We start from the raw sequence: 21,015 nt of genomic DNA on the forward strand, positions 1-21,015 counted from the left end.
TATCAATATGAGTAATCCCAAATTTGAGATTAAAAAAGCCACAAACGGCGAGTTCTATTTTAATCTGAAAGCCGGCAACGGTGAAAAGATTTTAACTAGCGAAATGTACAAGAGCAATCAGGGATGCCGCAGCGGCATTGCATCTGTTAGAGTAAATGCACCGCATGATGTACGTTATGAACGTAAGGGAACTTCTGGTAATTATCGTTTCAACCTCGGCAGTAGGCGGCGAGGTTATCGGCGTCAGTGAAGGCTACAGCACCGCCGATGCACGCGACCGCGGGATCGAATCTGTGAAGCGGAACGCTCCGATCGCCGAAATCGTCGACCTTACCTAACCCCAAAGGGGAACAATCCCCAGGTCTGTTCCTGTTTGTCCCTGACCTTGATTGTTCCCCCTCTTTTCTATCTAAAAATCCTAATTGTAAAAACTGATATGTTATGGCGCTCACACCCGAGTTAAAAAATCACTTCCTTCATTTTTATCAGATGGCGCTTTCCGATTCCGAAATTGATGTTAAAGAGCTGGAAGCCCTGTATCTCATCGGGCAGGACCGTGGCATCAGCCGGGAAGAGATAGACAACCTGTTGCTGCAATCCGGCTCCGTTGACATTTTACCTCCGCAATCTGTCTTAGAGAAAATTGATTGCCTTTATGACCTGAGCCTTATCGCCTGGTCGGATGGACAGCTCGACCCTGAAGAACGTGAAACCCTGGAACGGTTCTGCGCCCGCTTTGGTTTCGAAGATCAGAATGTAGGCCCCATCTGCGATTACCTGCTGGAAGAGGCCTTCAAAAAACACCTAAAGAAGCAATCCTGTTAACTGTATCTCAAAATCTTTAAGGGGGGAGTTTAACGAAAATAACGAAGGGACTCTTCGCCCTGAAAGAGCTGTTACCAGCAGCCCCGTCCCCGAAAAAGCCTGTAAAGGCTGCTAATCCGCAGGAAGAAGGGCATATGCAGGCCGGTAACTTAGGCGGCAGCCTGGCTGGTTTAAAAGTCTGTCTTCAAAAATTGTATTTCACTTTTAAAGACCAGATTAAAGACGATCATGGCAAACAGGAAGAACTGAAAAAGCCGATAAGAGTATCGTTGGAAGAGCAAAAGGGACACATCGCCCGCTGGGAAAACCGCATCAAAAGTATATTGGAGGAAAAGGTGCCAACGCTAAAGCAACGCATCGAGACCTGTAAAGAAGAAGCCGCGCACATCCGGAAAAATCCGCAGGAAATTATCGGCGATTCCGGGGCCAAACCTAGTTTTTATATTGGGTTGATCATCCTGCTTTTTCTGACAGTATACCTGTTTACTTTTTATAGTTCCGCTTCTTATTCCGCCTTCTTTAAAGAATTTTCCCTGAGCGCGATTGGCGTGGCCAACGCCATATTTGATCCACAGGCGTTGTCCAAAGGCGTGAAAGACGGTGTAATGGAATTGGTATTAATCCTCACCATTCCTTTCGTGTTCCCGGGACTGGGATACCTGATTCATAAAATACAGGAAGGGAAAGGCTTTTCGAAGTTTTTTAAGATTGCGATGCTGGTCATTGTCACCTTCCTTTTTGATGCATTGCTGGCTTACGACATCACCGAAAAAATTTACGACATCAAGGCGCGTAACAGTTTTGGCGCCGAAATGCCCGAATTCTCTATAAGCATTGCACTCAAGTCCATTAATTTCTGGATCATCATTTTCGCTGGTTTTATCGTGTACCTGATATGGGGATTTGTGCTCGATTTTGTATTGGCAGCCTTCGGAAAGCTTGATAAAGTGAAAGTGGTATTGCGGGAAAAAGAAATTCTCACACAGGACCTGAACGCTGAAATCCTCCAGCTGAACCAGGATGTGGATAAGATGACGCACCAGATCGACATCACTAAAACGAAAGTTAAGAAGATGATGGAATCGATCAACAGCACCATTATACCAAGAGAGTTCGAGCAGGTGGCATATGCCTTTATGGCCGGATGGCTGGCATGGATGAGAGAGAACGGTGCTGGTCCCGACAGGATGGATGCCGCTTCTGAAACGGTACACCAGTTTGTACGTGATGCTATTTACAATTATCCTGAAATCTATAACTGATGAAATATCTTTTTGTACTCATCCTTTGGATGCTGGGCTGCGCCTGCGGACAGGCAGCTCATGAAGAATCTGCGGAAAAGCAACCGGAGCAGGCCCCTGCATCAGAGAAACAACTGAACCTCACGATCCTGCTGGATCTGTCAGACAGGATCGACCCGGTACTGAATCCCGCCGTTCCTGAACATCTCGATCGCGATAGTATCCTTATCAGCTATTTGTCCAAATACTTTTTAGACCAGATGGATGAGAAGGGTGGTTTTATGGCCAAAGGGAAGATGCGCATTATTTTCCATCCTAATCCCCCTGATGCGGGCATTAACCAGGCCGTGAAAAATCTGAACATAGATCTTTCTACGATGGATACTAAAGCGAAGAAGGCGGTGTATGATAACCTGCGCCATACCGTTACCGAAAACATCAGCAATATTTACCGCACCGCCGTACGCCAGGCTAACTGGCCCGGCTCGGATATCTGGCGGTTTTTTAAGAATGATGTAAAAGAGATCGCTGTGGAAGACGATCCCACATATCGGAATGTGCTGGTCATTTTCACCGATGGCTACATTTACCACCAGGACTCAAAAGATGTGGAGAATAACCGGTACGCCTATCTTTTACCCGACCTGTTCGATAAGTATAAATTCCGTAAAATTCAGAGCTGGGCTGCGGAGATGGATAAGCTGGATTTTGGCCTGATCAGTAAACGCTCGGACCTGCAACAGCTGGAGGTGCTGGTGCTGGAAGTAACGCCATCTGCCAAAAACAAAAATGATGAAGATATGATCCGGAAGGTTATGGAAAAGTGGTTTGGAGAAATGAACGTGGCCAGGTTTAAGGTGCTGAATAGTGATATTCCGGAAATGACGAAGCAGAAGGTAGAGCGGTTTCTGAAAGGGTAGTTCTTAAAACGAAAAAACAATCATAACATGAATGCTGATAAAAGAAGAATGCTGTTAATCCTCTATTTTTACGCCTTTCGGCGCAGGATCTTCGTGCGATTGGCATTGGATACTATTGCCGCGCGCGAGAAGGCGCAGCTGTTGCCAACGGGCGCGGAGCAGGCGGTGGATGTAATCCGCGGAATGTTAAGAATGAAGAAGGTATGATGAAAGAAGCGGCAACGAAAGGTCGCCGCTTCCTTTTTACGACCAATCCCCCTCCTCCAACTCAAACACCTCATCCACCCTACACCCCAACACTTTCGCAATTTTAAACGCCAACACCGTCGACGGTATAAACTTCCCCGACTCAATCGCAATAATCGTCTGCCTCGATACCTTCACTTTATCCGCCAGCTCCGCCTGCGTTAGGTCATGCCTCGCCCGTTCTACCTTTATGAGATTTTTCATACTGTTGCGCGATGTTTCAGGTAATAAAAGTACCCTGTCGCCATCATCAATGTTAAGGTAAAAACTGGTACGCCGAAACGGATAGGATCACATCTTGCTGCCGCTCGAAATGCCAGTTCAGGAATAGGTAATTAAACAGGTGCGTGGCCGAAAAGGATACGATCACCGACCTCGCCAGGGCCTTAAACTTCAGGCTTTGTATCATTTCGTCATCCGTTTTTTCCTTCGAAAAGAAAATGAAAACAAAGCCCCAGCTAAGGCCCACCGCCAGGTCGTTAAAATCGTAAATGCCTCGTGTATAGTGTCGCTGGAAAAAGCTGATGATGCCGGCAGCGATAATCAATACCCCCAGTATTTTAGTCCAATTGGCATAAGGGAAGGCGTTTTGTCGCATAGTTTGTAATTTATTCTTTACTAAAAGTAATGTATACTTTACATTACGGCAAATTTATTTCATCCTGTAGGGATCCTGTATGCATCCTATATGCTCGTTCGCTGAAACCCACGCTGGTAGTGATGGGGGATAAAGGATGCATACAGGATCCATATACCTGGTGTATGTTAATCATCCGCTTACGGCTGATAATTTAATGGGTACAAGTTTTATTCCTTACTGGTCAAGGGTTTCAGGGGGCTCATCCACCGTTCATGACATCAAAATAGGGGTTTCGTTACAGCGTTTATGCAGCTTCGTTACATCGTTCCCGATACCGGGGGTGAGCAGGTGTAATTTTGTAAATCGATTACCGCCGTCGTAAGACGCCGGAACTGTGAAAAGGGGCGAGGAAGTTCTTTGACATATTGGTTAACAAAATCCGGGTTGCAGGAGGTAATATATCCGGCAAGGGGGACTTAGTTCTCCTTGCCATTTTTTTATTATCTTCAGCAGCATGAATACAAGCCTGCGTATTAAATTGATCCTGTTATTCATTCCCATCCTGATACTGGTATACGTGTTCCTGATCCGTGACCGGGTGGGGGCACCGTCCATCGGCGGGGGATCGTATGATCTTACGAAGATGTTTACGCTGATGGGAACCGGGGCTTACCTGCTGGTGTATAATATTGCACTGGCGTTAATGGGCGGTCATCTTAATAGGATGTGTTTACTTGGCGGTATTGTTACGCTCATCATTGTGGTGATTATGGCCTCGCGTAGTTTCTAGAAAAGCGTCATGTCATCCACAACCACCCAGCTTCCTTCTTCCATTTCCGCATCCAGTTCCGCTTTGTCCCAACCACAATAACCGAGAAATACTTTCATGTCGCTGGTGCGTAATGCCTGCTGAACGGCTATGTTAAAATCGCCGCCGTAACACACATCACCTGCCACTGGTGTGCCGCCCGGAATAATATCGGGACGCCGGTGAATGAAAACAGGTGCTCCTGGTCCACTGGTCCGCCCACGTGAATAGGGAATGGCGGAAGATGTTTGAACTCCTCCAATTCATTCAGGCTGCGCGAAAAGGGTTGATTCACCACAAAGCCTGTTGCGCCATTGTCGTTGTATTCCGTAATGTAGATGAGCGTGTTTTGAAAAACAGTATCATCCAGTGCGGAAGTGCTTTTGATAAAGATGCCTGGTTTCATATTGTAAAGTTAAAAACATTTAATTGCTGCGTCGCGTCACTTCACCTGCATTTTTTTGCATCTCACGCAAATACATGTTAGGTGCCGCAATATGATCTACTACTTTCGCCCCGGAACCATGCATCTGCAAATCCCGCAAAGCACCTCAAACAAAAAGTACCCCAATATGAGAAGACTAGCAACAACTATGCTGTTCATCCCGGCTATTGCCTGCAAAAAGACGACAAACCCGGCAACAAGCCCGAACCCGTAAAAACACCGGAAATCACCGCATTTACGCCCGCCCATGGTCTGCCCGGTACAGAAGTTACCATTACGGGTAAAACTTCAGTACCCAGCCAAATGGTAACCGCGTCACTTTCAATGTTACGGTAGCCGATGTTATTTCCTTCTCCGCTACGCAGCTGAAAGTGAAAGTACCCGCAGGCGCCACCACCGGTAAACTTAAAGTCACGGTTGGACAGCAAACCGGAACATCCGCAACGGATTTCGTAGTGGACCAACCCGGCCCTGCGATCACTGATTTTACACCGAAAGAAGGACCCTGGGGAACAGTAGTTACGATCACCGGGAAGCAATTCGGGAACAATCCCATCGTGCGCGTCGACAATCAAGTAATGCCGCTGATCAGTCATTCTGATACGGAAATCAAATTTAAAACGCCGTCGTTTGCCGCGCCGCTGTCATATAAGATAGCAGTAGAGGCGGATAATTTGTCTACACAAACCGCTACGGCCTTCACGGTATCGTCTGCCGGTAAAATGGCCGAGTGGGTGGAGAAAACGATCAACGCGGCGCCGGGCGGCATTTTCATCAACGGCACTTCATTCGCTTACAATAACAAGTTATACTGGGGCTTCACCAAACTCACCCAGGGTGAAACCAAAGCCGGCTTCATGACCTGCAATCCCAAAGCCGCCGCACCGCAATGGATTTTTGACTTTTTACCCGATGGTATGCTGGGACCCGATCAAACGCATGCCACGGCAAAAACTTACAATGGTAAAGTATATATCGGGTCTGCGCTCGGCAGCAACGGTGTTGCGAGTGGCAAGTGGTGGCGCTTTAATCCCGATAATAATACTGCCGAAAACCTGCCCGACATACCCGAGACTACCACCTTCTCACTTTCTTTCGTGTTGAATAACACCTTATACGCAGGCTTCGGCAGCGGCAGTAAAAGTTTATATAAATTCAATGCAAATGGTGCCTGGGAACATATACTCACCGGCGATTTCTCCGAAATGTCGCGCGCAAATGCGGTAGTCATCGGCAACGATGTGTACATCGGTCGCGCTTTGATGGAAGTGCTTGGCACCCGCAAAGCATTGTTCCGTTTCACAGCGCCTAACCAGTTCGTGCGCATGGCCGATATGCCCGATGATCTTGTGGGCTTGTCTACCCCGGCTTTCGCGCTCAATGGTAAGGCTTATTTCTTGGCAGGACCACGGGTTTGGGAATACACCCCCGACGCAAACGGCGGTACCTGGCGTGTGGTAGTGGAACCGGCGAATGCCCCGACAATGTCGTTTGTAGAAGTGGTAGATGGTGTACCGTATGGCTGGACCGGCTCCGGACGCCTGTTCGAGTTCAGGTTTAAGCCGTAAGCATCGAAGGCGCCACGCCGAATTGTTTCTTAAAAGCAAAGGAAAAATGGGAGAGGTCCTCGAAACCAAGATCGAGGTAAATATCCGATGCCATTTTTCCCTTTTCTTTGATAAGATGATAAGCTGCCTGCAGGCGGCGGCTTACCAGCCAGCGGCTGGGCGTATCGTGAAAGATCTTTTCAAAATCTCTTTTAAAAGTAGACAGGCTGCGGCCGGTAAGGTACGCAAACCGCTTTATCTCTAAGTTGAATTGATAGTTTTGTTGCATAAACGCTTCCAGGTCTATTTTACCCGGTTCGGAAAAATCGAACAACACGTCTTTCAGGGAAGGTTGCGATTGCAACAGCAGCAATAATGCTTCCTTCCGTTTGATGTCCAGCAACGGTGCATTCAATACCGATTCGTAGGCGCGCAGTCCTTGCATGAATTGTCCCAGCACCGACTGCCCGTCTAACTGTAAAAAGCTGATGGGTGCCGGATGCCCGGCTGCATTGTATTGATATTCCACGCTGAAGCTGCGCAGCATCTCCTGTTCAAAATAAATAGAAAGGGAACGGAACTCACCACTGGCCCCCGGTTGCTTGGCGAAACGGGCCAGGCTGTTGCGTTTGCAGAAGTACAAATCACCTTCGTTAAATGCGTAGGTATGCACGCCGTCGTCCACCTCCAGGCTGCCCGACAGTACATACCCGATGGTGTGTTCCTCCACCCAGTTCTCGCCCGACCTGCTACGGGTAAAGTAGCAGGAAAAATGGATCGGCAGGCGTTTGTCGTTTGTATTCATATCAACCTATCGAAATTAAGCATTTTACACCAGTATGGTTTTGGGTTCCAGGTAAGCCTCCAGTCCATATACGCCAAACTCCCGGCCAATGCCCGATTGCTTGAAACCGCCGAACGGCGCCTGGGGATCATGTTTAAATCCATTTACCATCACACGGCCGGCATTCAATTGCGCGGCAATGTGTAAAGCGCGGGTTTCATCTGTGGAACTTACGTAAGCAGAAAGGCCATAGTCAGTATCATTTGCAATCGCCACTGCATCTGCTTCATCCTTATAGGCAATCACAGATAATACGGGCCCGAAGATTTCTTCCCTGGCGATGCGCATCTGGTTGTGCACATTTACGAAAACAGTTGGTTTAACAAAGTTACCGGCTTCCAGTCCAGCGGGATGGCCGGCGCCACCGGTGAGCAGTTCCGCACCTTCTGCCAACCCCAGTTGAATGTACTGCTGCACGCGTTCATATTGTTTTTTGTTGACCATAGGGCCTACCGCGGTGTCTTCCTGCGCGGGATCGCCAACTTTCACCTGTTCCACGGCGGCCTTTACCAGGGCTTTTACTTCATCAAGCCGGCTCTCGGGTACAAGGAGCCGCGTGGCAGCGATGCAGGCTTGTCCGCTGTTGTTATATGCAGCGGCGATGGCCAGTGGAATAGCGACGGCCAGGTCGGCATCGTCCAGCAGGATATTGGGCGATTTGCCGCCAAGTTCCAGCGTTACCCGCTTCATGGTAGCGGCGGCGTCGCGGGCAATGGTTTTGCCCACTGCTGTAGAGCCGGTAAAGGATATCTTGGCTATATCGGGATGGCGGGTAATTTCCGCCCCCACTACGGTGCCCAGGCCGTTCACGAGGTTTACGACACCAGCGGGTAAATTAGCTTCATGCAGGGCTTCCAGCACGATCTGCGTTTGCAGTGCGCTCATTTCGCTGGGTTTAATTACGGTGGTAACACCGGCAGCGATGGCAGAAGATAACTTACTGGTGATAAAACCGGCATTGCTGTTCCGGGCGTAATGATGCCGGCAACTCCTACCGGTTCCAGTCTTACACGCGACTGTCCCACGGTCCGTTCAAACTCAAAATGTTTTAATACCTGTATGGTGTCCAGCGGATTGTTGATGGCCATACCCACTGCTGCGCGGCTAAAGCGCAGGGTGCCGCCGTACTCCAGTACCATCGTGTTGACCAGTTCCTCCCGGCGTTTGGCCAGCGCTTCGTGTATGCGCTGTAAATACATGATGCGCTGCTCCCGGGTGCTGCGGTTAAAGGCAGGCAGTGCGGCTTTGGCGGCAGCGATGGCCGACTGCGTATCAGCTTCGTTGCCCAGCACTACCGTGCCTATCTGCTGGTTATTAGTTGGGTTGATGAGTGCGAAGGTATCGGTGCCCAGGGGCGTTACAAATTGCCCGTTGATGTAGATTTTATGGATCGTTTTCATATGTCAAAGGTACCGCGGCAGGCCACCACACTGGTTTGCTGTAAGGGTCAATTTTACTTTGCTGTAAAGTTCAAAAAAGACAAAATGCTGCTGACATACTGTTGTCACCAACCGGCGTTTTCTTTGTATCAGATTAAAACACACACATCATGATACATGCTATGCAAACACCCGCAACTGCCCCGGCATCCATTGCCACCGCCATGAAAAACTACGCGAACTACAACTTCTGGGCGGCCAGTACGCTGGTAAAATGGTTGCGTACCAAGCCGGCGGAGCTGCTGGAACAGGAAATGGATTCCAGCTTCCCCAGCATCAAATTAACGCTGGTGCACATGTGGCAAACCCAATGTTACTGGCTGGCCATGATTAAAGGTATAGAAGCGCCGGCACCGCAGGAGTTTACCGGCGGCGTGGCAGCTATCATGGAGTTGCTGGTAGATCAGTCGGAGGAGATGGCCGATTACATCACTTCGTTATCTACCCAAAGAATAGAGGAGAATACTTTAATTGTAAACCCCTGGTTTGAATGCGACTTCGCCAATTTTGAATACATCATCCGGTGGTGAACCACAGTACGTATCACCGCGGACAGGTGATCACCATTGGCAGGCAGCTCGGCTTTACTGATGCCCCGATGACCGATTACAACTTTTACAACGTATATGGCAGATGATAAATAGTTGCCTCCGCCCGGCCGGCAGAGCGGCCGGGCGCCATCGTAATAAATTATTCAAAAACTGATGTTTTTTTGCGCCCCCAAGCTATAATAATATAACCGGCTTTATTATATTTGATTAGGCTTGTCGGAAGAACAAGTCGCCACGTTACGCATCAATAGCGCCTGATCAATCGAAAAACTGAGTATGTCGTATTCCCCTGAAGAGCATCCCCATGGCCATGCCCAAGCAGCAGGACTATTCCGGCTTCACTACGCGGAGCTGGTGCGTTATGCCTGTAAGTTCGTGGAGCTGCATACGGCAGAAGATATGGTGCAGGATGTGTTTATCCAGCTGCATGGCAAAATCCCCGATAACGCCCGCAGTTACCTGTTCCGCAGTGTTTATAATAAATGTCTCGATCATCTTCGCCGCCAGGAGGTACATAAAAAGTTCCTGGCCAGCCAGGAGATGGAATTTTTTCATCCCGACACCGGGCAAAAGAGTTTGCTGGAAGACGCCACCGCCGGTATCTGGCAGGCTATTGAGCAATTGCCTCCCAAATGCCGCGAGATCGTGAAGCTGCGCTACCAGCAGGGATTAAAACCAACCGAAATTTCTGACGCCATGGGCATCTCCAGCCGTACGGTGGAAACGCAATTATATAAAGGCATCCGCACCCTGCGGGGGCTTGTCCGCAAGTTGAATTATTGCTTCTCCTTTTTATTTTAAAAATATTTTTTCCCCGCGTACGTAAAAATGCGCACCTCTTCGTCTTAATACTACATGGAACCAATTTCCCATTCGGACAATATTGATTACCAGCTGCTCGTGAATGTACTGGACGGTGTGGCCACACCCGCGGAAGCCGCCGAGGTGGAAGAGTGGCTGAAGCGGTCTGCCGCTAACCGGGAATTATATTTTAAAATCAAAGATATCCTGGACTACCAGCGCCTGTCGGGCCAGGAAGTGGATACTGCGGCAGGTTGGGAGTTGGTACAAGTTAAAATGGCCGCCCAAAGGCGCCGGAAACGGAACGTGTTGATGAAGTACGCCGCCGCTGCGGCCGTGCTGCTGGTGCTGGCGGGGGCATGGTATTTCAGTAAGGACCGGCAGCCGGCCACCGGACTGCAGGAAGTAGTGCGCTACGCGGAAGCCGTGCAGAAGGCTACATTGCCCGATGGTACCAACGTATGGGTAAATAAAGGCGGCAGCCTGCGTTACCGCCCGGATTTCGGGCAGCAGGACCGGGAGATATGGGTTACCGGTACGGTTTATTTTGAAGTGGCAAAAGGGGCACAGCCTTTTTTAGTGCATGCAGATTCTGTGAACGTGCAGGTGTTGGGTACCTCGTTTACCGTACAGGCAAACCGCACGGAGGCCAGTGTTACGGTGAACAGCGGTAAGGTGAAAGCCGGTTATGGCAGCGAGGAAATGGTGGTCAACCCGAACGAAAGGGTGTTGATGGCCGGCAGGCATATGCAAAAACAGCGCGTAAACGCCCGGCTGTTTTCCGCCTGGCGCGATGGAGAATACTTTTTTGAAAAGACAGATATAGATGAACTAGAAACAGTGATCAGAAGCAACTATGGCCTGGAAGTAACCGTGAAGAACAAAACCAAATTCAAAGGCTCCGCCCTCAGTGGTCAACTGAAAATAGAAGGGGAGGACGCCCTGATGCTTGTACTCGAAAGCACGCTGGATGCCAATGTAACCATCCGGCAAGGCAAAATTATCATTCAACCAAAATAGCACAAACTCGCTTTAACTGAACCGTTAATCTAAATTACATCGTTATGAAATCAGCACCGCTGAAGCAATGTCTTCAGACGGCAGTGTTATGCCTGTTCCTCCAGGCAGTCACTGTCGTATCCTATGCACAGGGCGTATTTGCCAATGCCGGCGCCATCACCGGGGAGCAGGATGCCGACAAAGAAACCGGACGCAGAACCAGCCGCAAAGTGCCGCTGAAAGATGTGCTTGACATGCTTTACGCCCGCCACAAACTGCGCGTTACTCACAATGAAAAATATACCCGCGATGTACGGATAGACGCCCAGGTAGCCAAAGAAAATGGCGAGCGCGCAGTTATCCTGCTACGCGAAGCCCTGGCCGAAAATCGCCTGCAACTGAACCGCATTACTGACAACCAATATGTAATCGTTCCTGAACCGGCGGCGCCTAAACCGGAAAAGTCAGCCGCTGTTAAAATGCGCGTGGTCGGACTGGTAAAGGATAAACTGGGCGCACCCATTATCGGTGTAACGGTACGGGTAACAGGTACCTCCAACGGTACCGTGACCAGCGAAACCGGTGGTTATGCACTGGAAGTAGAACCTACGGATTCGCTGGAGTTCTCGTTTATCGGTTATATTTCGCAAACGTTAGCAGTACGAAATCGTGTAGACCTTAACGTGATCCTTGAAGCCAAAGAAGGCGGCCTGAACGAGGTGGTAGTCGTTGGTTTTGGCGCGCAGAAGAAAGTTAGTCTTGTAGGCGCGCAAAGCACCGTGCGCCCACAGGAACTGAAACTGCCTTCCCGCAGCCTGACCAACGCCCTCGGCGGCCGCCTGGCAGGTATCGTCGCCATTCAAAAGAGCGGCGAGCCGGGGTACGACGGATCGGATATTTATATTCGCGGTATTTCTACTTTTAGCTCCAGCCCGCAAGGGCCACTCATTATTGTAGATGGTGTGCCTGACAGGCCTATTAACGACCTCGACCCCGAAGATGTGGAGAGCTTTACCATCCTGAAAGATGCCTCCGCCACCGCCGTATACGGTACACGCGGTGCTAATGGTGTAATCATCGTGAACACAAAAATGGGTAAGCCCGCAACCCAATGTAAACCTGGAACTGAACCAGGCTTATACCCGTTTTACACAACTGCCTAAGTTCGTTGGCGCCGGTGATTTCATGCGTTTGTATAACGAGGGACTGGTCGCGCGCGGCAGAACACCGGCTTACGAAGAGGCGCAGATCGCTAAACACATCAGCCAGGAAGATCCCGATCTGTACCCGGATGTTGACTGGTATAAAGTACTGTTCAATGAATGGGGTAGCAACCGCAAAGCGTTGCTGAACGTACGCGGCGGCTCTGAGTTCGCTACTTATTACATCTCCGCAGGTTATTATTCTGAAGTGGGTATGCTCAAGCGCGATGATGTACAGTCGTACAACTCTTCCCTGAAGCTGGACCGCTACAACTTTACCACGAACGTAGACGCGAACATTACGAAAACCACCAAGCTCGAACTGGGCATCAAAGGATATATTATTAACGGCAACTATCCGGGCATTGGTACCGGCGCGCTGTTCGATATGGCGAGCCAGGTGCCGCCTTACCTGATCCCGCCGCGTTATTCCAACGGACAATGGCCGAAGATCCCCAATGGCAGCTTCGCCAGCCCGTACCGCGATCTCACGCAAAGCGGCTTCGCTACGGAGTATCGTAACAACATTACGTCTAACATCCGTTTCCGCCAGGAACTGCCCTTTATTGTAAAGGGTTTGTCCCTTACTTCCATGTTCGCGTTTGACAGTTACAACTGGAATAACCTGAACCGTAAACGCAGCGTGCAAACATACTATGCCAGTGGCCGCGATGCGAACGGAGAGCTGATCACATCTATTGTTGATCCGGGTTCCAACGTGCTGGGCTTCGAGATCAGCCGCGGTGGCAACCGCCGTTTTTATACTGAAACAGCACTGAACTACAGTAATACTTTTAATAAGAAACATGATGTGTCCGGCCTGTTACTGTTTAATCAGTCCGACTACGTGAACGGCGACGCAGGCGACCTCGTAGCGTCCATTCCCTTCCGCCTTCGCGGTATGAGCGGCAGGGCAACTTATGGGTACGATAATCGTTATTTCGGAGAGGTGAACTTCGGTTACAATGGTTCCGAGAACTTCACTCCCAAAAGGCGTTATGGTTTCTTTCCCTCCGCCGGTGTGGGTTGGGTAATATCCAACGAACCATTTTTCGCACGCGCCACACAGGTGTTGAATCACTTTAAACTGCGTTACACCTATGGTTTAACGGGTAACAGTAATACCAACTCCCGCTTCCTGTTCCTTACACGCATCAATGGCGGCGATGGTTACACCTTTGGCGTACCGGGTACCACCACTGGTTTCAGCGGTTATGAGGAAGGACAGGTGGGCTCCGATGTGAGCTGGGAAACCGGCCGCAGGCAAAACCTGGGTGTTGAGGTGAAAACGTTTAATAACAAGTTATCGATCATTGCAGATGTATTCCACGAACGACGCACCGGCATCCTCTTAAAACAACTCGACGTGCCTTATGCGTCCGGTTATACCTCCGGCAACCTGCCGTTTGGCAACGTGGGCATTACTTCCAACGGGGGTGTTGATTTTACCATCGAGTATAATCAGCAGTTTGGTAAGGACTACTCCGTGGGCTTCCGCGGTAACTTCAACTATAATAAGAATGAGAATATTGCAGACGGGTTGCCGGCCTGGCAATATCCCTGGTTGAACCGTACCGGCCATGCTATTTCGCAGCGCTTTGGTTACGTCGCACTGGGCCTGTTTAAAGATTCAGCAGAAATTCTCAAATCGCCCACCCAGGCAGGTGATGTGCGCCCGGGCGATATCAAGTACAAAGACCTGAACGAAGATGGAACTATCAATAGTTTTGACCAGAAAGCCATTGGTTATGGCGATGTGCCGCGCATTCTTTATGGCCTCAACCTCAGCCTGTCCATTAAAAGGTTCGATGTGTTTATGTTCTGGCAAGGCGCGGCTTTGGTAGATTTCTCGTACGCTAGCGGATATGGCACCAATCCTTTTTATGATGGTCCTACACGCGGTAACCTTTATACGCAGGCGCTGGATCGCTGGACGCCTGACAATCCAAATGAACGGCCTTTTTATCCACGTATGTCAACCCGCCAGGACGTGACCACCAACTACTACACCAGTACCTGGTGGGTGAAGCGCGCCGATTACATCCGCCTGAAAGAACTCATGGTCGGCTACAACTTCGGTGTGGAACGCCTGAAACGTCTCGGTATCAAAAACCTGCGCGCCTATGCACAGGGCACCAACCTCTTTACGATATCCAAATGGAAGGTGTGGGACCCGGAACTAACGAACGGTCGCGGTATTGTATACCCGCAGCTGTCTGTGTTTAACGTGGGCCTTCGTATCAACTTCCTTTAAAATTTGCGACAGATGAAAAACATGCTATTTAAAAGCCTTGTGATCGTAATAGCGGCATGCGCCTTTTCCGCCTGTAAAAAGGGATACCCGGATACGGTGCCGGATAATATTACCACGCTGAAAGATATTTTCACCAACCGCGCCATGACCGAGCAATGGCTGGCACGCTGCTACAATAATATTCCCGATCTGTGGGACCAACCCTATAACAACACACCGGAGCGGTCAGACAGACGAACTGGATTATGCCTGGGTAACACCGGCATCAACTCCGGCGCCATCACGGCCGATAATGCGAGCCCCAATACTTGGAACTCGTATTATCAAACGATCCGCTATTGCGCCATCTTCTTAAAAAATGCAGATCAGAATAAAGAGATACTGGACCAGCCCGAAGGTGCACAGCTGCTTACCCAGTACAAAGCCGAAGCCCGTTTCCTGCGCGCTTATTATTACTGGCTGCTGATGAAACAATATGGTCCGGTGGTGCTCATGGGCGAGGAGCCCAAGGAAAGCAGCGACAATTTCCAGCTGCCGCGTAGCCCCTGGGACGAATGTGTAGCCTATGTGATTGCCGAAATGGATAAAGCCTACCCCGACGTACCCGTAGTACACCTGGCGCCGAATACGGGTGCGGAAGATATGAGCCAGACCGGTCGTATTACCAAACCGGTTATTGCCGCCGTGAAATCGCAGGTGCTGCTGTTCCACGCCAGCCCGTTGTTTAACGGCAATACCGATATGTCCGATTTCAAAAACAAAGACGGTGCACAGCTTTTTAACCAGACCTATGACAAGGAACGCTGGAAACGCGCAGCCGATGCAGCCATGGACGTGATAAAAATGAACCGCTGGGAATTGTACAAGGTGGCGGATGCGAATCCTTTTACGGCCGCCTATCTCGCCTGCCGCAATGTGTATTTCGACGGGTACCTGAAAGAAGGCATCTGGCTGCGCACCAACACTGCCTATGGCACCTGGGAGCGCCACGTATGTCCCCGTTCCTCCAATGGTAATGCCGGAACGGTATAGCCGTACCGCAGGAAATGGTTGACCGCTACCGCATGGCCGACGGTTCATCTATCACCGCGGGTGGCAACGGTTATGACGAGAATACTTACGCAACTGCTGCCACCACGTATTACGCAGCGGGTACCAACAATATGTATGTAAACCGCGAACCGCGTTTTTATGTAAACGTCACCTTTAATGGTGCTACCATCCCGGTGGTAGCGGCCTCCGGCCAGTCAAGGGTCGAGTTTTTCTACACGGGAAATTCCGGTAAAAAGGGCATCGCACGCGACTTCCCCACTACCGGGTATACGGCGCGTAAAAACGTGCATCCTACTACTAATTTTTCCAGCGGAAAGTATGTAAATCGCCCCGCGATGATGATACGGCTCGCTGAAATTTACCTGAACTACGCCGAGGCGATGATCGAATATGGTAATATCACGGAGGGGTTAACGTACCTGAACCTGGTGCGTAACCGCGCTGGTTTGCCTTCGCTGGCAGGTGGCACGGTGGAAGAGTTACGCAAACAGGTGCGCCTCGAAAGAACGATAGAGCTGATGTACGAAGGGCATCGCTACTGGGACGTGCGCCGCTGGAAAGTGGCCGATGATCCCGAATCGCACCAGACCGGTGAATTTCATGGCATGAACATGGAAGGCGGCGCTTCGCTGAGCGATCCTGTTTTTCACCAGCGAAAAGTGGCGTTTAAACGGGCGGAGTGGCAGGATAAATATTACTTCTACCCGGTCCCGCAAAGCGAAATCGACCGGAATAAAGTATTGGTACAATCACGTGGTTACTAGCCAGGTTTTTACCCTGGCTGGTAGCAGGCCTCCCGTTCGCGGGGGCCTTTTTATTAATGGTGAATCAAAAAAGGCCGGTCCAAACAGACCGGCCCCCAGGGGTATGCAGTTCACAGGTTACGCAGTTAATGGGCATTTATCCGTTACAGAGAAGCCTACCGCCTTCACGCCGTACCAGGGGAAGGTGGTGTTGCTGTTCAGGATCACGCGGCTGTGGGCTGCCAGGCTAACGGTGTATCCGCAATTGTCCATCGCGCTAACATCCACACTCCATGGTGCATTTTCGTCGCCATTGTCGGTAATGTCGCCCAGGTTACCCACATCGCCGGCATTTGGCAATGCATCATAGTAACGGCTCGCCGGGTTCGGTATGGTGCCGTGTGTATGCGATGACGGTTGCAGGTTCAGCGACCAAACGGCAAAGTAAGGGTGTACCGCCCGCAGGTGGCCGCTCACCGTATGATTGGTCGCCGTTTTGTCGTAACAATGACAATCCCCGCCGTCGATCACCAGGTCCAGGTCTTTGGTGATATCTACGGCCACATTCGCGGTGGCGCTGATACTCATTGGCTGGTTGTTGATGATCACCGAAAAGGTATCGGCCACCACTTCAAAGCCCAGTGCATCCGTGTGGGTAAAGCGGATGGTGTAGGCGCCGTCGGTTAAACCGGCTGTGCTCCAGCCCGCCAGGTAATGCGTTTCATTATACAGCCCGATAGCAGGATTTTCTTTGTAGATAAACCAACCGTCGGCCGGTGTTTGCGTGTCGGTGAATTCCAGGTTCGGATCGGGTGCAAAATCGATCATCTGGAAGTTTTCAGCAGTGGATACAGAAGCGTACGTGCTGTCTGCCGCGCCCAGTTTCTTGAATTCGATTTTGTATTTAATAATGCCGTTAAAGCCATTCCGGTTGATGATGCCGTTGAAGCTCACCCAGCCACCGTACGGACGGTTGTTGTGCATGGTCGGGTTGCTGGTATCACCGTTTACGAGGTAACTCACCGGGTCAATAAGGTCGCGGTCCACGCTGCCTACATGGGTAAGTTCCGCTTCCACTTTTGCAGCCTGCGCGGGGCGGATCTGCACCACCGAATCGAGGCGGTTGCCCCAGGTGTTAAGGGCGTTGGGGTCGGTAGTGGAGGGCAGCGACTGCCGGAGAGCACCGCTCTCACCCGGATCACATTCGGCGTTATACAACTTTTAATCCGGTTCGTGAGGTTTACGGGGAGGTCTACGTTGTAATACAGGCCATCCGCGGGAATATTGGCGATGTCGTGTACCCGGATGCTGGCAGTGCCGAGGTATTGATCAAAGCTGCCGTTGTTGTCCCAATCGGCCCAGAAAGCCACGTGCTCCTGCGAGCCCTGCGTACACAGGTCGCCGCTGAAGCCGCTGTTCTTTTTGAGTTTGATAACGGCGCCCGGGGTGTCCAGCGGTGTGTTTAAGCCTACGCATACCAGTTCCTCAAAGGTTACATCGGCCTGACCAGCAGGTTTCAGCAGCGCGTCGGCAATCGCTTTTACATCGATCTGCAGCTTTTGCAGTTCGAATAAATTATAAGAAGTAAGCGATTTAAACTTTGCCCCGTTTTTGATCGATGGCGCTACCGCAGAAAAGAAGGTGCGGTGATCGGGCACCTTCGCTTTCTGGTAGGCAGCATGTAATTGTTGAATGGGCGGAAGGGGAGGAACAGGCAGTTTTACTTCCTCTTTTAAGTTGATGCTCTTCAGCCAGTCGGGTAGTTCTTTGACCTGCAGCGCGTCAAAAATATCTTTCCAGATGATGAGCCGTTTACGTTTCAGCTGGATGTTCGCATTTACCACGTTGCCGTAATGCGGTACATCATTGGGGTTGGTAGACGGAATGCTGTTCCACGACAATACGGCGCGCACGGTGGGGATGACGGCGTTGTCGCAGCTCAGGAAACGGCGGTATTTTTCATCATCTATGAACAGATGGGTCATGTATTTCAATGGATGTTGCGGGCCCGGCGGCACTTCGGAAATGTCAGCTACTTTAAAACTGGTGTAACCCATGTCCCGGAAGCCGCTGCCGTCTTTAAAATCCACGAAAAAGCGCACATACTCTTTGGAACCGTTGCTGCACAATCCGCCGCTGTAGCCAATGGATTGCTTAACGCTCACGATCGCTTCCAGTTTGCTTTTGTCGGGGTTAAAACCTACGCAGGTAATCTCTTCCCAGTGCGTGATGCTCTGGGCGGCAGCCGCCTTTAGAAAGAAACGGTTGAGTAAAAAAGTCTGCCGGGTGTTCAGCAGTTCGGATAATTGTCCTGCCGAAAGATTCGGGATCTTCAGTTTTTCCATGGTGTTGGAGTTTTGAGGTTATCTTAATAAAACAAGCGCCCCTGTCCGGAAAGTTTTTGGGGTGGACAGGCAAAGAATATAAGTGCTAAATAAGGAGTCGAAATCTGGGGTGTTGTGCTACGCTGTTACTGCTGTTAAAATCTATGCTCTCGCGCAACAAAGGTAGGAATTAATTATAATCCGCAAAGCGTATAATTACGTGATTTTGAAGGGAGTATTTCCCGCCTGTGGTTTATCGCAGGTCAAACGCAACCCACCATTGGCCTGCCCACGGCATAAAAAAGAGCAGACCCGAAGGCCTGCCCCTAACAATATAGCCTACGGACTAGAATTTCCTTTCTTCCAGCTCTTCGTCGAGCTTCAACATATCGATGCCCTTATCCAGCCACGCAGGAGCGGGTTTTCCTTTCAGGTGATAGTCGAAAAACTCCATCATACGCACGGAGTAGTCCTTCCGGTTTTCCATTTTAGCAATGCCGTGGTTCTCCCCTTTATACTGTACCATTACCACCGGTTTTTTCAAACGGCGTAATGCACTGTAAAACTCAATACCCTGGGTGAAGTCTACCGCGCCATCTTTATCATTATGCAAAATCAGCAAAGGCGTATTTACTTTCTTCACATGGTAAATAGGAGAGTTGCGCAGGTAAGCATCCCAGTTTTCCCAGGGAGCGCCTTTAAAACGACCCTGTGATGCTTCAAATATAGCCATGTTACCACCACCACTGTTCCAGTAGATGAGGTCGTACATGCTTACCATGTTGGTGAGCGCTGCACCGGCGGCGGCTGCTTTAAACATATTGGTTTGGGTAGACAGAAAGGCCGTCTGGTAACCGCCCCAGCTGTGGCCATGAATGCCGATATGCTCTTCGTCGATCACACCGGTTTTGATAGCGGCTTTTACGGCAGGCAATACACACCATACAGCGCTCATGCCGGGATCATCCAGTTTGTACACGATATCGGGGATGAATACGGCGTAACCAGCACTGGTATACATGGTCGGGCTCCAGCCAGTACCCGAGAAGTTCGGGTCAACATAGGAGTGGCGCGTCTGAGAAAGTTTCTCATAATAATATACCACGGTCGGGTATTTCTTACCGGGCTGGTAACCAGCCGGCAGAAACAGTGCGCCCTGCAACGTATCGCCTTTGTCAGACACATAGTCCACCAGTTGCGTGCCCGCACTCCAGGTATATTTGTTGCGGTCTGGTGTGTTTTTAGTAATCTGCCCGGGCGATTTCAATGTAGCATCCCCCACAAAAACTCGGTGGGAGTGGTGAAGGTGCCCTTTGCAAACATGTATACATCGGCATTTTTAGCTTTAGAAAGACCGGAAATATCTGCATCTTCCCAATTCAATACCGTTACACCTGTTTTGCCCGCCTGCACGCGTACCAGGCCGCTTTTCTTGGTCCATTCGCCATATTGGCGCAGGTAGATCGGCTTCCGGGTATCGATGCCCTTTTCTTCCGGATCCAGCTGGTAGCGTTCCTGGTAGCGGATCTTCTCTTTAGCACCGTTGCCTGTAAGGTTTACCGCCCCGCCTTTGCCATTCACCGGCAGCTGCCACACGTCCCACAAATCCTGCACAAAAAGATATTTGTTGTCCGCACTCCAGGCAAACACCTGCGTCATCGGTTTCACCACGTTGTGATCGTCTTCGGTGTTTACAAAAGAGGTGGGCACATTGGCCGTAATATTTGTGTGGGTTTTGGAGGAAATATCATACACATAAAATTGTCCGTTCTTACCATAGCTGAATTTCAGCCCATCGGGTGATGGCTGCGGCATGCTATAGTACCCGGGGATGTAAAACTTCTCGAACAGTTTTTCGCGGCTGCCCGTTTTCAGGTCCACGATGTAAATATCTGCGTAGTTCTGTCCGTCGAGGTTCTGGTCCAGCTCGTAGGCGCGTGCGTCTGCCGCCCAGGCATATAACTGTTTCGGTAACACGTTGATGGCCCGGATCGAACTATCATTATACTGCATGAATTTTTTAGCGTTAACATCGTACCCGGCGAGTGAAGTATAGTTTTTATCCTGGGCAGACATTACCTGCTGGCGGCTTTGCAGACGTTTGTCGCTGCCATGCCAGATCACCATATCCGGTTTGGTGATGTCATCTTTATTAGCTGCCATGCCGGGTGCCGACGGTTTGGTCGTATCCAG

At 50.3% G+C, this 21,015-nt stretch carries 24 protein-coding genes and 2 pseudogenes; 16 read left to right on the forward strand and 10 right to left on the reverse strand.

What is annotated here, in order from left to right; genetic code table 11:
* Positions 1–7 precede the first annotated feature (7 nt).
* The 6 genes from MKQ70_RS34570 to MKQ70_RS34595 all read left to right on the forward strand — a co-directional run bounded on the left by MKQ70_RS34570 (position 8) and on the right by MKQ70_RS34595 (position 3,193).
* Entirely contained in the window at positions 8–250 is a 243-nt protein-coding gene (locus MKQ70_RS34570) for a YegP family protein (RefSeq protein ID WP_248081900.1), read from the forward strand.
* A complete protein-coding gene (locus MKQ70_RS34575; protein WP_248081849.1) occupies positions 177–338 on the forward strand; it encodes a YegP family protein in 162 nt (53 codons plus the stop codon). Before MKQ70_RS34570 ends, MKQ70_RS34575 begins: the two co-directional genes overlap by 74 nt.
* Positions 339–441: 103 nt before the next feature.
* Complete coding sequence (locus tag MKQ70_RS34580; protein WP_248079863.1) at positions 442–825, forward strand: tellurite resistance TerB family protein; 384 nt, start codon at positions 442–444, stop codon at positions 823–825.
* Between the two features lie 134 nt (positions 826–959).
* Positions 960–2,087 carry a hypothetical protein gene (locus MKQ70_RS34585; RefSeq protein ID WP_248079865.1) on the forward strand — a complete coding sequence of 376 codons (1,128 nt, stop codon included), beginning with the start codon at positions 960–962 and terminating at the stop codon, positions 2,085–2,087.
* Positions 2,087–2,986: a hypothetical protein gene (locus tag MKQ70_RS34590; RefSeq protein WP_248079867.1), complete on the forward strand. Its 900-nt coding sequence runs from the start codon at positions 2,087–2,089 to the stop codon at positions 2,984–2,986. The genes MKQ70_RS34585 and MKQ70_RS34590 overlap by 1 nt, the downstream gene beginning before the upstream one ends.
* A gap of 27 nt (positions 2,987–3,013) precedes the next feature.
* Positions 3,014–3,193, forward strand: coding sequence for a hypothetical protein (locus MKQ70_RS34595; RefSeq protein WP_248079869.1), 180 nt, complete (start codon positions 3,014–3,016; stop codon positions 3,191–3,193).
* A gap of 36 nt (positions 3,194–3,229) precedes the next feature.
* Here MKQ70_RS34595 and MKQ70_RS34600 read toward each other — a convergent pair whose 3' ends face one another.
* Positions 3,230–3,436: a helix-turn-helix transcriptional regulator gene (locus tag MKQ70_RS34600; protein ID WP_248079871.1), complete on the reverse strand. Its 207-nt coding sequence runs from the start codon at positions 3,434–3,436 to the stop codon at positions 3,230–3,232.
* Between the two features lie 52 nt (positions 3,437–3,488).
* On the reverse strand, positions 3,489–3,830 hold the full coding sequence (locus MKQ70_RS34605) for a hypothetical protein (RefSeq protein WP_248079873.1): 342 nt from the start codon (positions 3,828–3,830) through the stop codon (positions 3,489–3,491).
* A gap of 496 nt (positions 3,831–4,326) precedes the next feature.
* Here MKQ70_RS34605 and MKQ70_RS34610 point away from each other — a divergent pair, with 496 nt between their 5' ends.
* Positions 4,327–4,602 (forward strand): hypothetical protein, encoded by a 276-nt coding sequence (locus tag MKQ70_RS34610; RefSeq protein ID WP_248079875.1) that lies wholly within the window; start codon positions 4,327–4,329, stop codon positions 4,600–4,602.
* Here MKQ70_RS34610 and MKQ70_RS34620 read toward each other — a convergent pair.
* Positions 4,599–5,026, reverse strand: a pseudogene (locus MKQ70_RS34620) (YqgE/AlgH family protein). The gene MKQ70_RS34610 and the pseudogene MKQ70_RS34620 overlap by 4 nt on opposite strands.
* Before the next feature lie 335 nt (positions 5,027–5,361).
* On the opposite strand from MKQ70_RS34620, the pseudogene MKQ70_RS34625 reads away from it, so the two are divergent.
* A pseudogene (locus tag MKQ70_RS34625) lies at positions 5,362–6,633 on the forward strand (IPT/TIG domain-containing protein); the annotation flags it as partial.
* Here MKQ70_RS34625 and MKQ70_RS34630 read toward each other — a convergent pair.
* Genes MKQ70_RS34630 through MKQ70_RS40525 form a run of 3 tightly spaced genes read right to left on the reverse strand, consistent with a single transcriptional unit; the run spans position 6,623 to position 8,856 of the window.
* Positions 6,623–7,417 (reverse strand): AraC family transcriptional regulator, encoded by a 795-nt coding sequence (locus MKQ70_RS34630; protein ID WP_248079883.1) that lies wholly within the window; start codon positions 7,415–7,417, stop codon positions 6,623–6,625. The pseudogene MKQ70_RS34625 and the gene MKQ70_RS34630 overlap by 11 nt on opposite strands.
* A 24-nt stretch (positions 7,418–7,441) precedes the next feature.
* On the reverse strand, positions 7,442–8,404 hold the full coding sequence (locus MKQ70_RS40520; RefSeq protein ID WP_308199593.1) for an aldehyde dehydrogenase family protein: 963 nt from the start codon (positions 8,402–8,404) through the stop codon (positions 7,442–7,444).
* The gene (locus tag MKQ70_RS40525; RefSeq protein WP_282456956.1) at positions 8,356–8,856 is read right to left on the reverse strand and encodes an aldehyde dehydrogenase family protein; all 501 of its coding nucleotides are present in this window, start codon (positions 8,854–8,856) and stop codon (positions 8,356–8,358) included. Before MKQ70_RS40525 ends, MKQ70_RS40520 begins: the two co-directional genes overlap by 49 nt.
* 149 nt (positions 8,857–9,005) lie before the next feature.
* Between MKQ70_RS40525 and MKQ70_RS34640 the strand changes: the two genes are divergently transcribed.
* From MKQ70_RS34640 to MKQ70_RS34670, 8 genes are all read left to right on the forward strand, one after another.
* Complete coding sequence (locus tag MKQ70_RS34640) at positions 9,006–9,425, forward strand: DinB family protein (protein WP_282456957.1); 420 nt, start codon at positions 9,006–9,008, stop codon at positions 9,423–9,425.
* Complete coding sequence (locus tag MKQ70_RS41760; RefSeq protein ID WP_308199345.1) at positions 9,419–9,532, forward strand: DinB family protein; 114 nt, start codon at positions 9,419–9,421, stop codon at positions 9,530–9,532. The genes MKQ70_RS34640 and MKQ70_RS41760 overlap by 7 nt, the downstream gene beginning before the upstream one ends.
* A 190-nt stretch (positions 9,533–9,722) precedes the next feature.
* Entirely contained in the window at positions 9,723–10,247 is a 525-nt protein-coding gene (locus tag MKQ70_RS34645) for a sigma-70 family RNA polymerase sigma factor (RefSeq protein ID WP_248079885.1), read from the forward strand.
* Positions 10,248–10,301: 54 nt separating this feature from the next.
* Positions 10,302–11,267: a FecR family protein gene (locus MKQ70_RS34650; protein WP_248079887.1), complete on the forward strand. Its 966-nt coding sequence runs from the start codon at positions 10,302–10,304 to the stop codon at positions 11,265–11,267.
* 44 nt (positions 11,268–11,311) lie between these two features.
* Positions 11,312–12,409, forward strand: coding sequence for a TonB-dependent receptor plug domain-containing protein (locus MKQ70_RS34655; RefSeq protein ID WP_248079889.1), 1,098 nt, complete (start codon positions 11,312–11,314; stop codon positions 12,407–12,409).
* Positions 12,402–14,702 (forward strand): SusC/RagA family TonB-linked outer membrane protein, encoded by a 2,301-nt coding sequence (locus MKQ70_RS34660; RefSeq protein WP_248081851.1) that lies wholly within the window; start codon positions 12,402–12,404, stop codon positions 14,700–14,702. The genes MKQ70_RS34655 and MKQ70_RS34660 overlap by 8 nt, the downstream gene beginning before the upstream one ends.
* Positions 14,703–14,714: 12 nt before the next feature.
* Positions 14,715–15,734: a RagB/SusD family nutrient uptake outer membrane protein gene (locus MKQ70_RS34665; protein ID WP_248079891.1), complete on the forward strand. Its 1,020-nt coding sequence runs from the start codon at positions 14,715–14,717 to the stop codon at positions 15,732–15,734.
* 14 nt (positions 15,735–15,748) lie between these two features.
* Positions 15,749–16,519, forward strand: coding sequence for a RagB/SusD family nutrient uptake outer membrane protein (locus tag MKQ70_RS34670; RefSeq protein WP_248079893.1), 771 nt, complete (start codon positions 15,749–15,751; stop codon positions 16,517–16,519).
* A 117-nt stretch (positions 16,520–16,636) separates the two neighbouring features.
* Here MKQ70_RS34670 and MKQ70_RS34675 read toward each other — a convergent pair whose 3' ends face one another.
* From MKQ70_RS34675 to MKQ70_RS34690, 4 genes are all read right to left on the reverse strand, one after another.
* The gene (locus MKQ70_RS34675) at positions 16,637–17,608 is read right to left on the reverse strand and encodes a hypothetical protein (RefSeq protein WP_248079895.1); all 972 of its coding nucleotides are present in this window, start codon (positions 17,606–17,608) and stop codon (positions 16,637–16,639) included.
* Positions 17,551–18,843: a hypothetical protein gene (locus MKQ70_RS34680; RefSeq protein WP_248079897.1), complete on the reverse strand. Its 1,293-nt coding sequence runs from the start codon at positions 18,841–18,843 to the stop codon at positions 17,551–17,553. Before MKQ70_RS34680 ends, MKQ70_RS34675 begins: the two co-directional genes overlap by 58 nt.
* Before the next feature lie 325 nt (positions 18,844–19,168).
* Positions 19,169–20,104, reverse strand: a complete 936-nt coding sequence (locus MKQ70_RS34685) for an alpha/beta hydrolase family protein (protein WP_248079900.1) — start codon at positions 20,102–20,104, stop codon at positions 19,169–19,171.
* On the reverse strand, positions 20,086–20,985 hold the full coding sequence (locus tag MKQ70_RS34690) for a TolB family protein (RefSeq protein ID WP_248079902.1): 900 nt from the start codon (positions 20,983–20,985) through the stop codon (positions 20,086–20,088). Before MKQ70_RS34690 ends, MKQ70_RS34685 begins: the two co-directional genes overlap by 19 nt.
* Between the last annotated feature and the right edge of the window lie 30 nt (positions 20,986–21,015).

This window comes from Chitinophaga sedimenti (assembly GCF_023156195.1).
GTDB classification, from domain to species: domain Bacteria; phylum Bacteroidota; class Bacteroidia; order Chitinophagales; family Chitinophagaceae; genus Chitinophaga; species Chitinophaga sedimenti.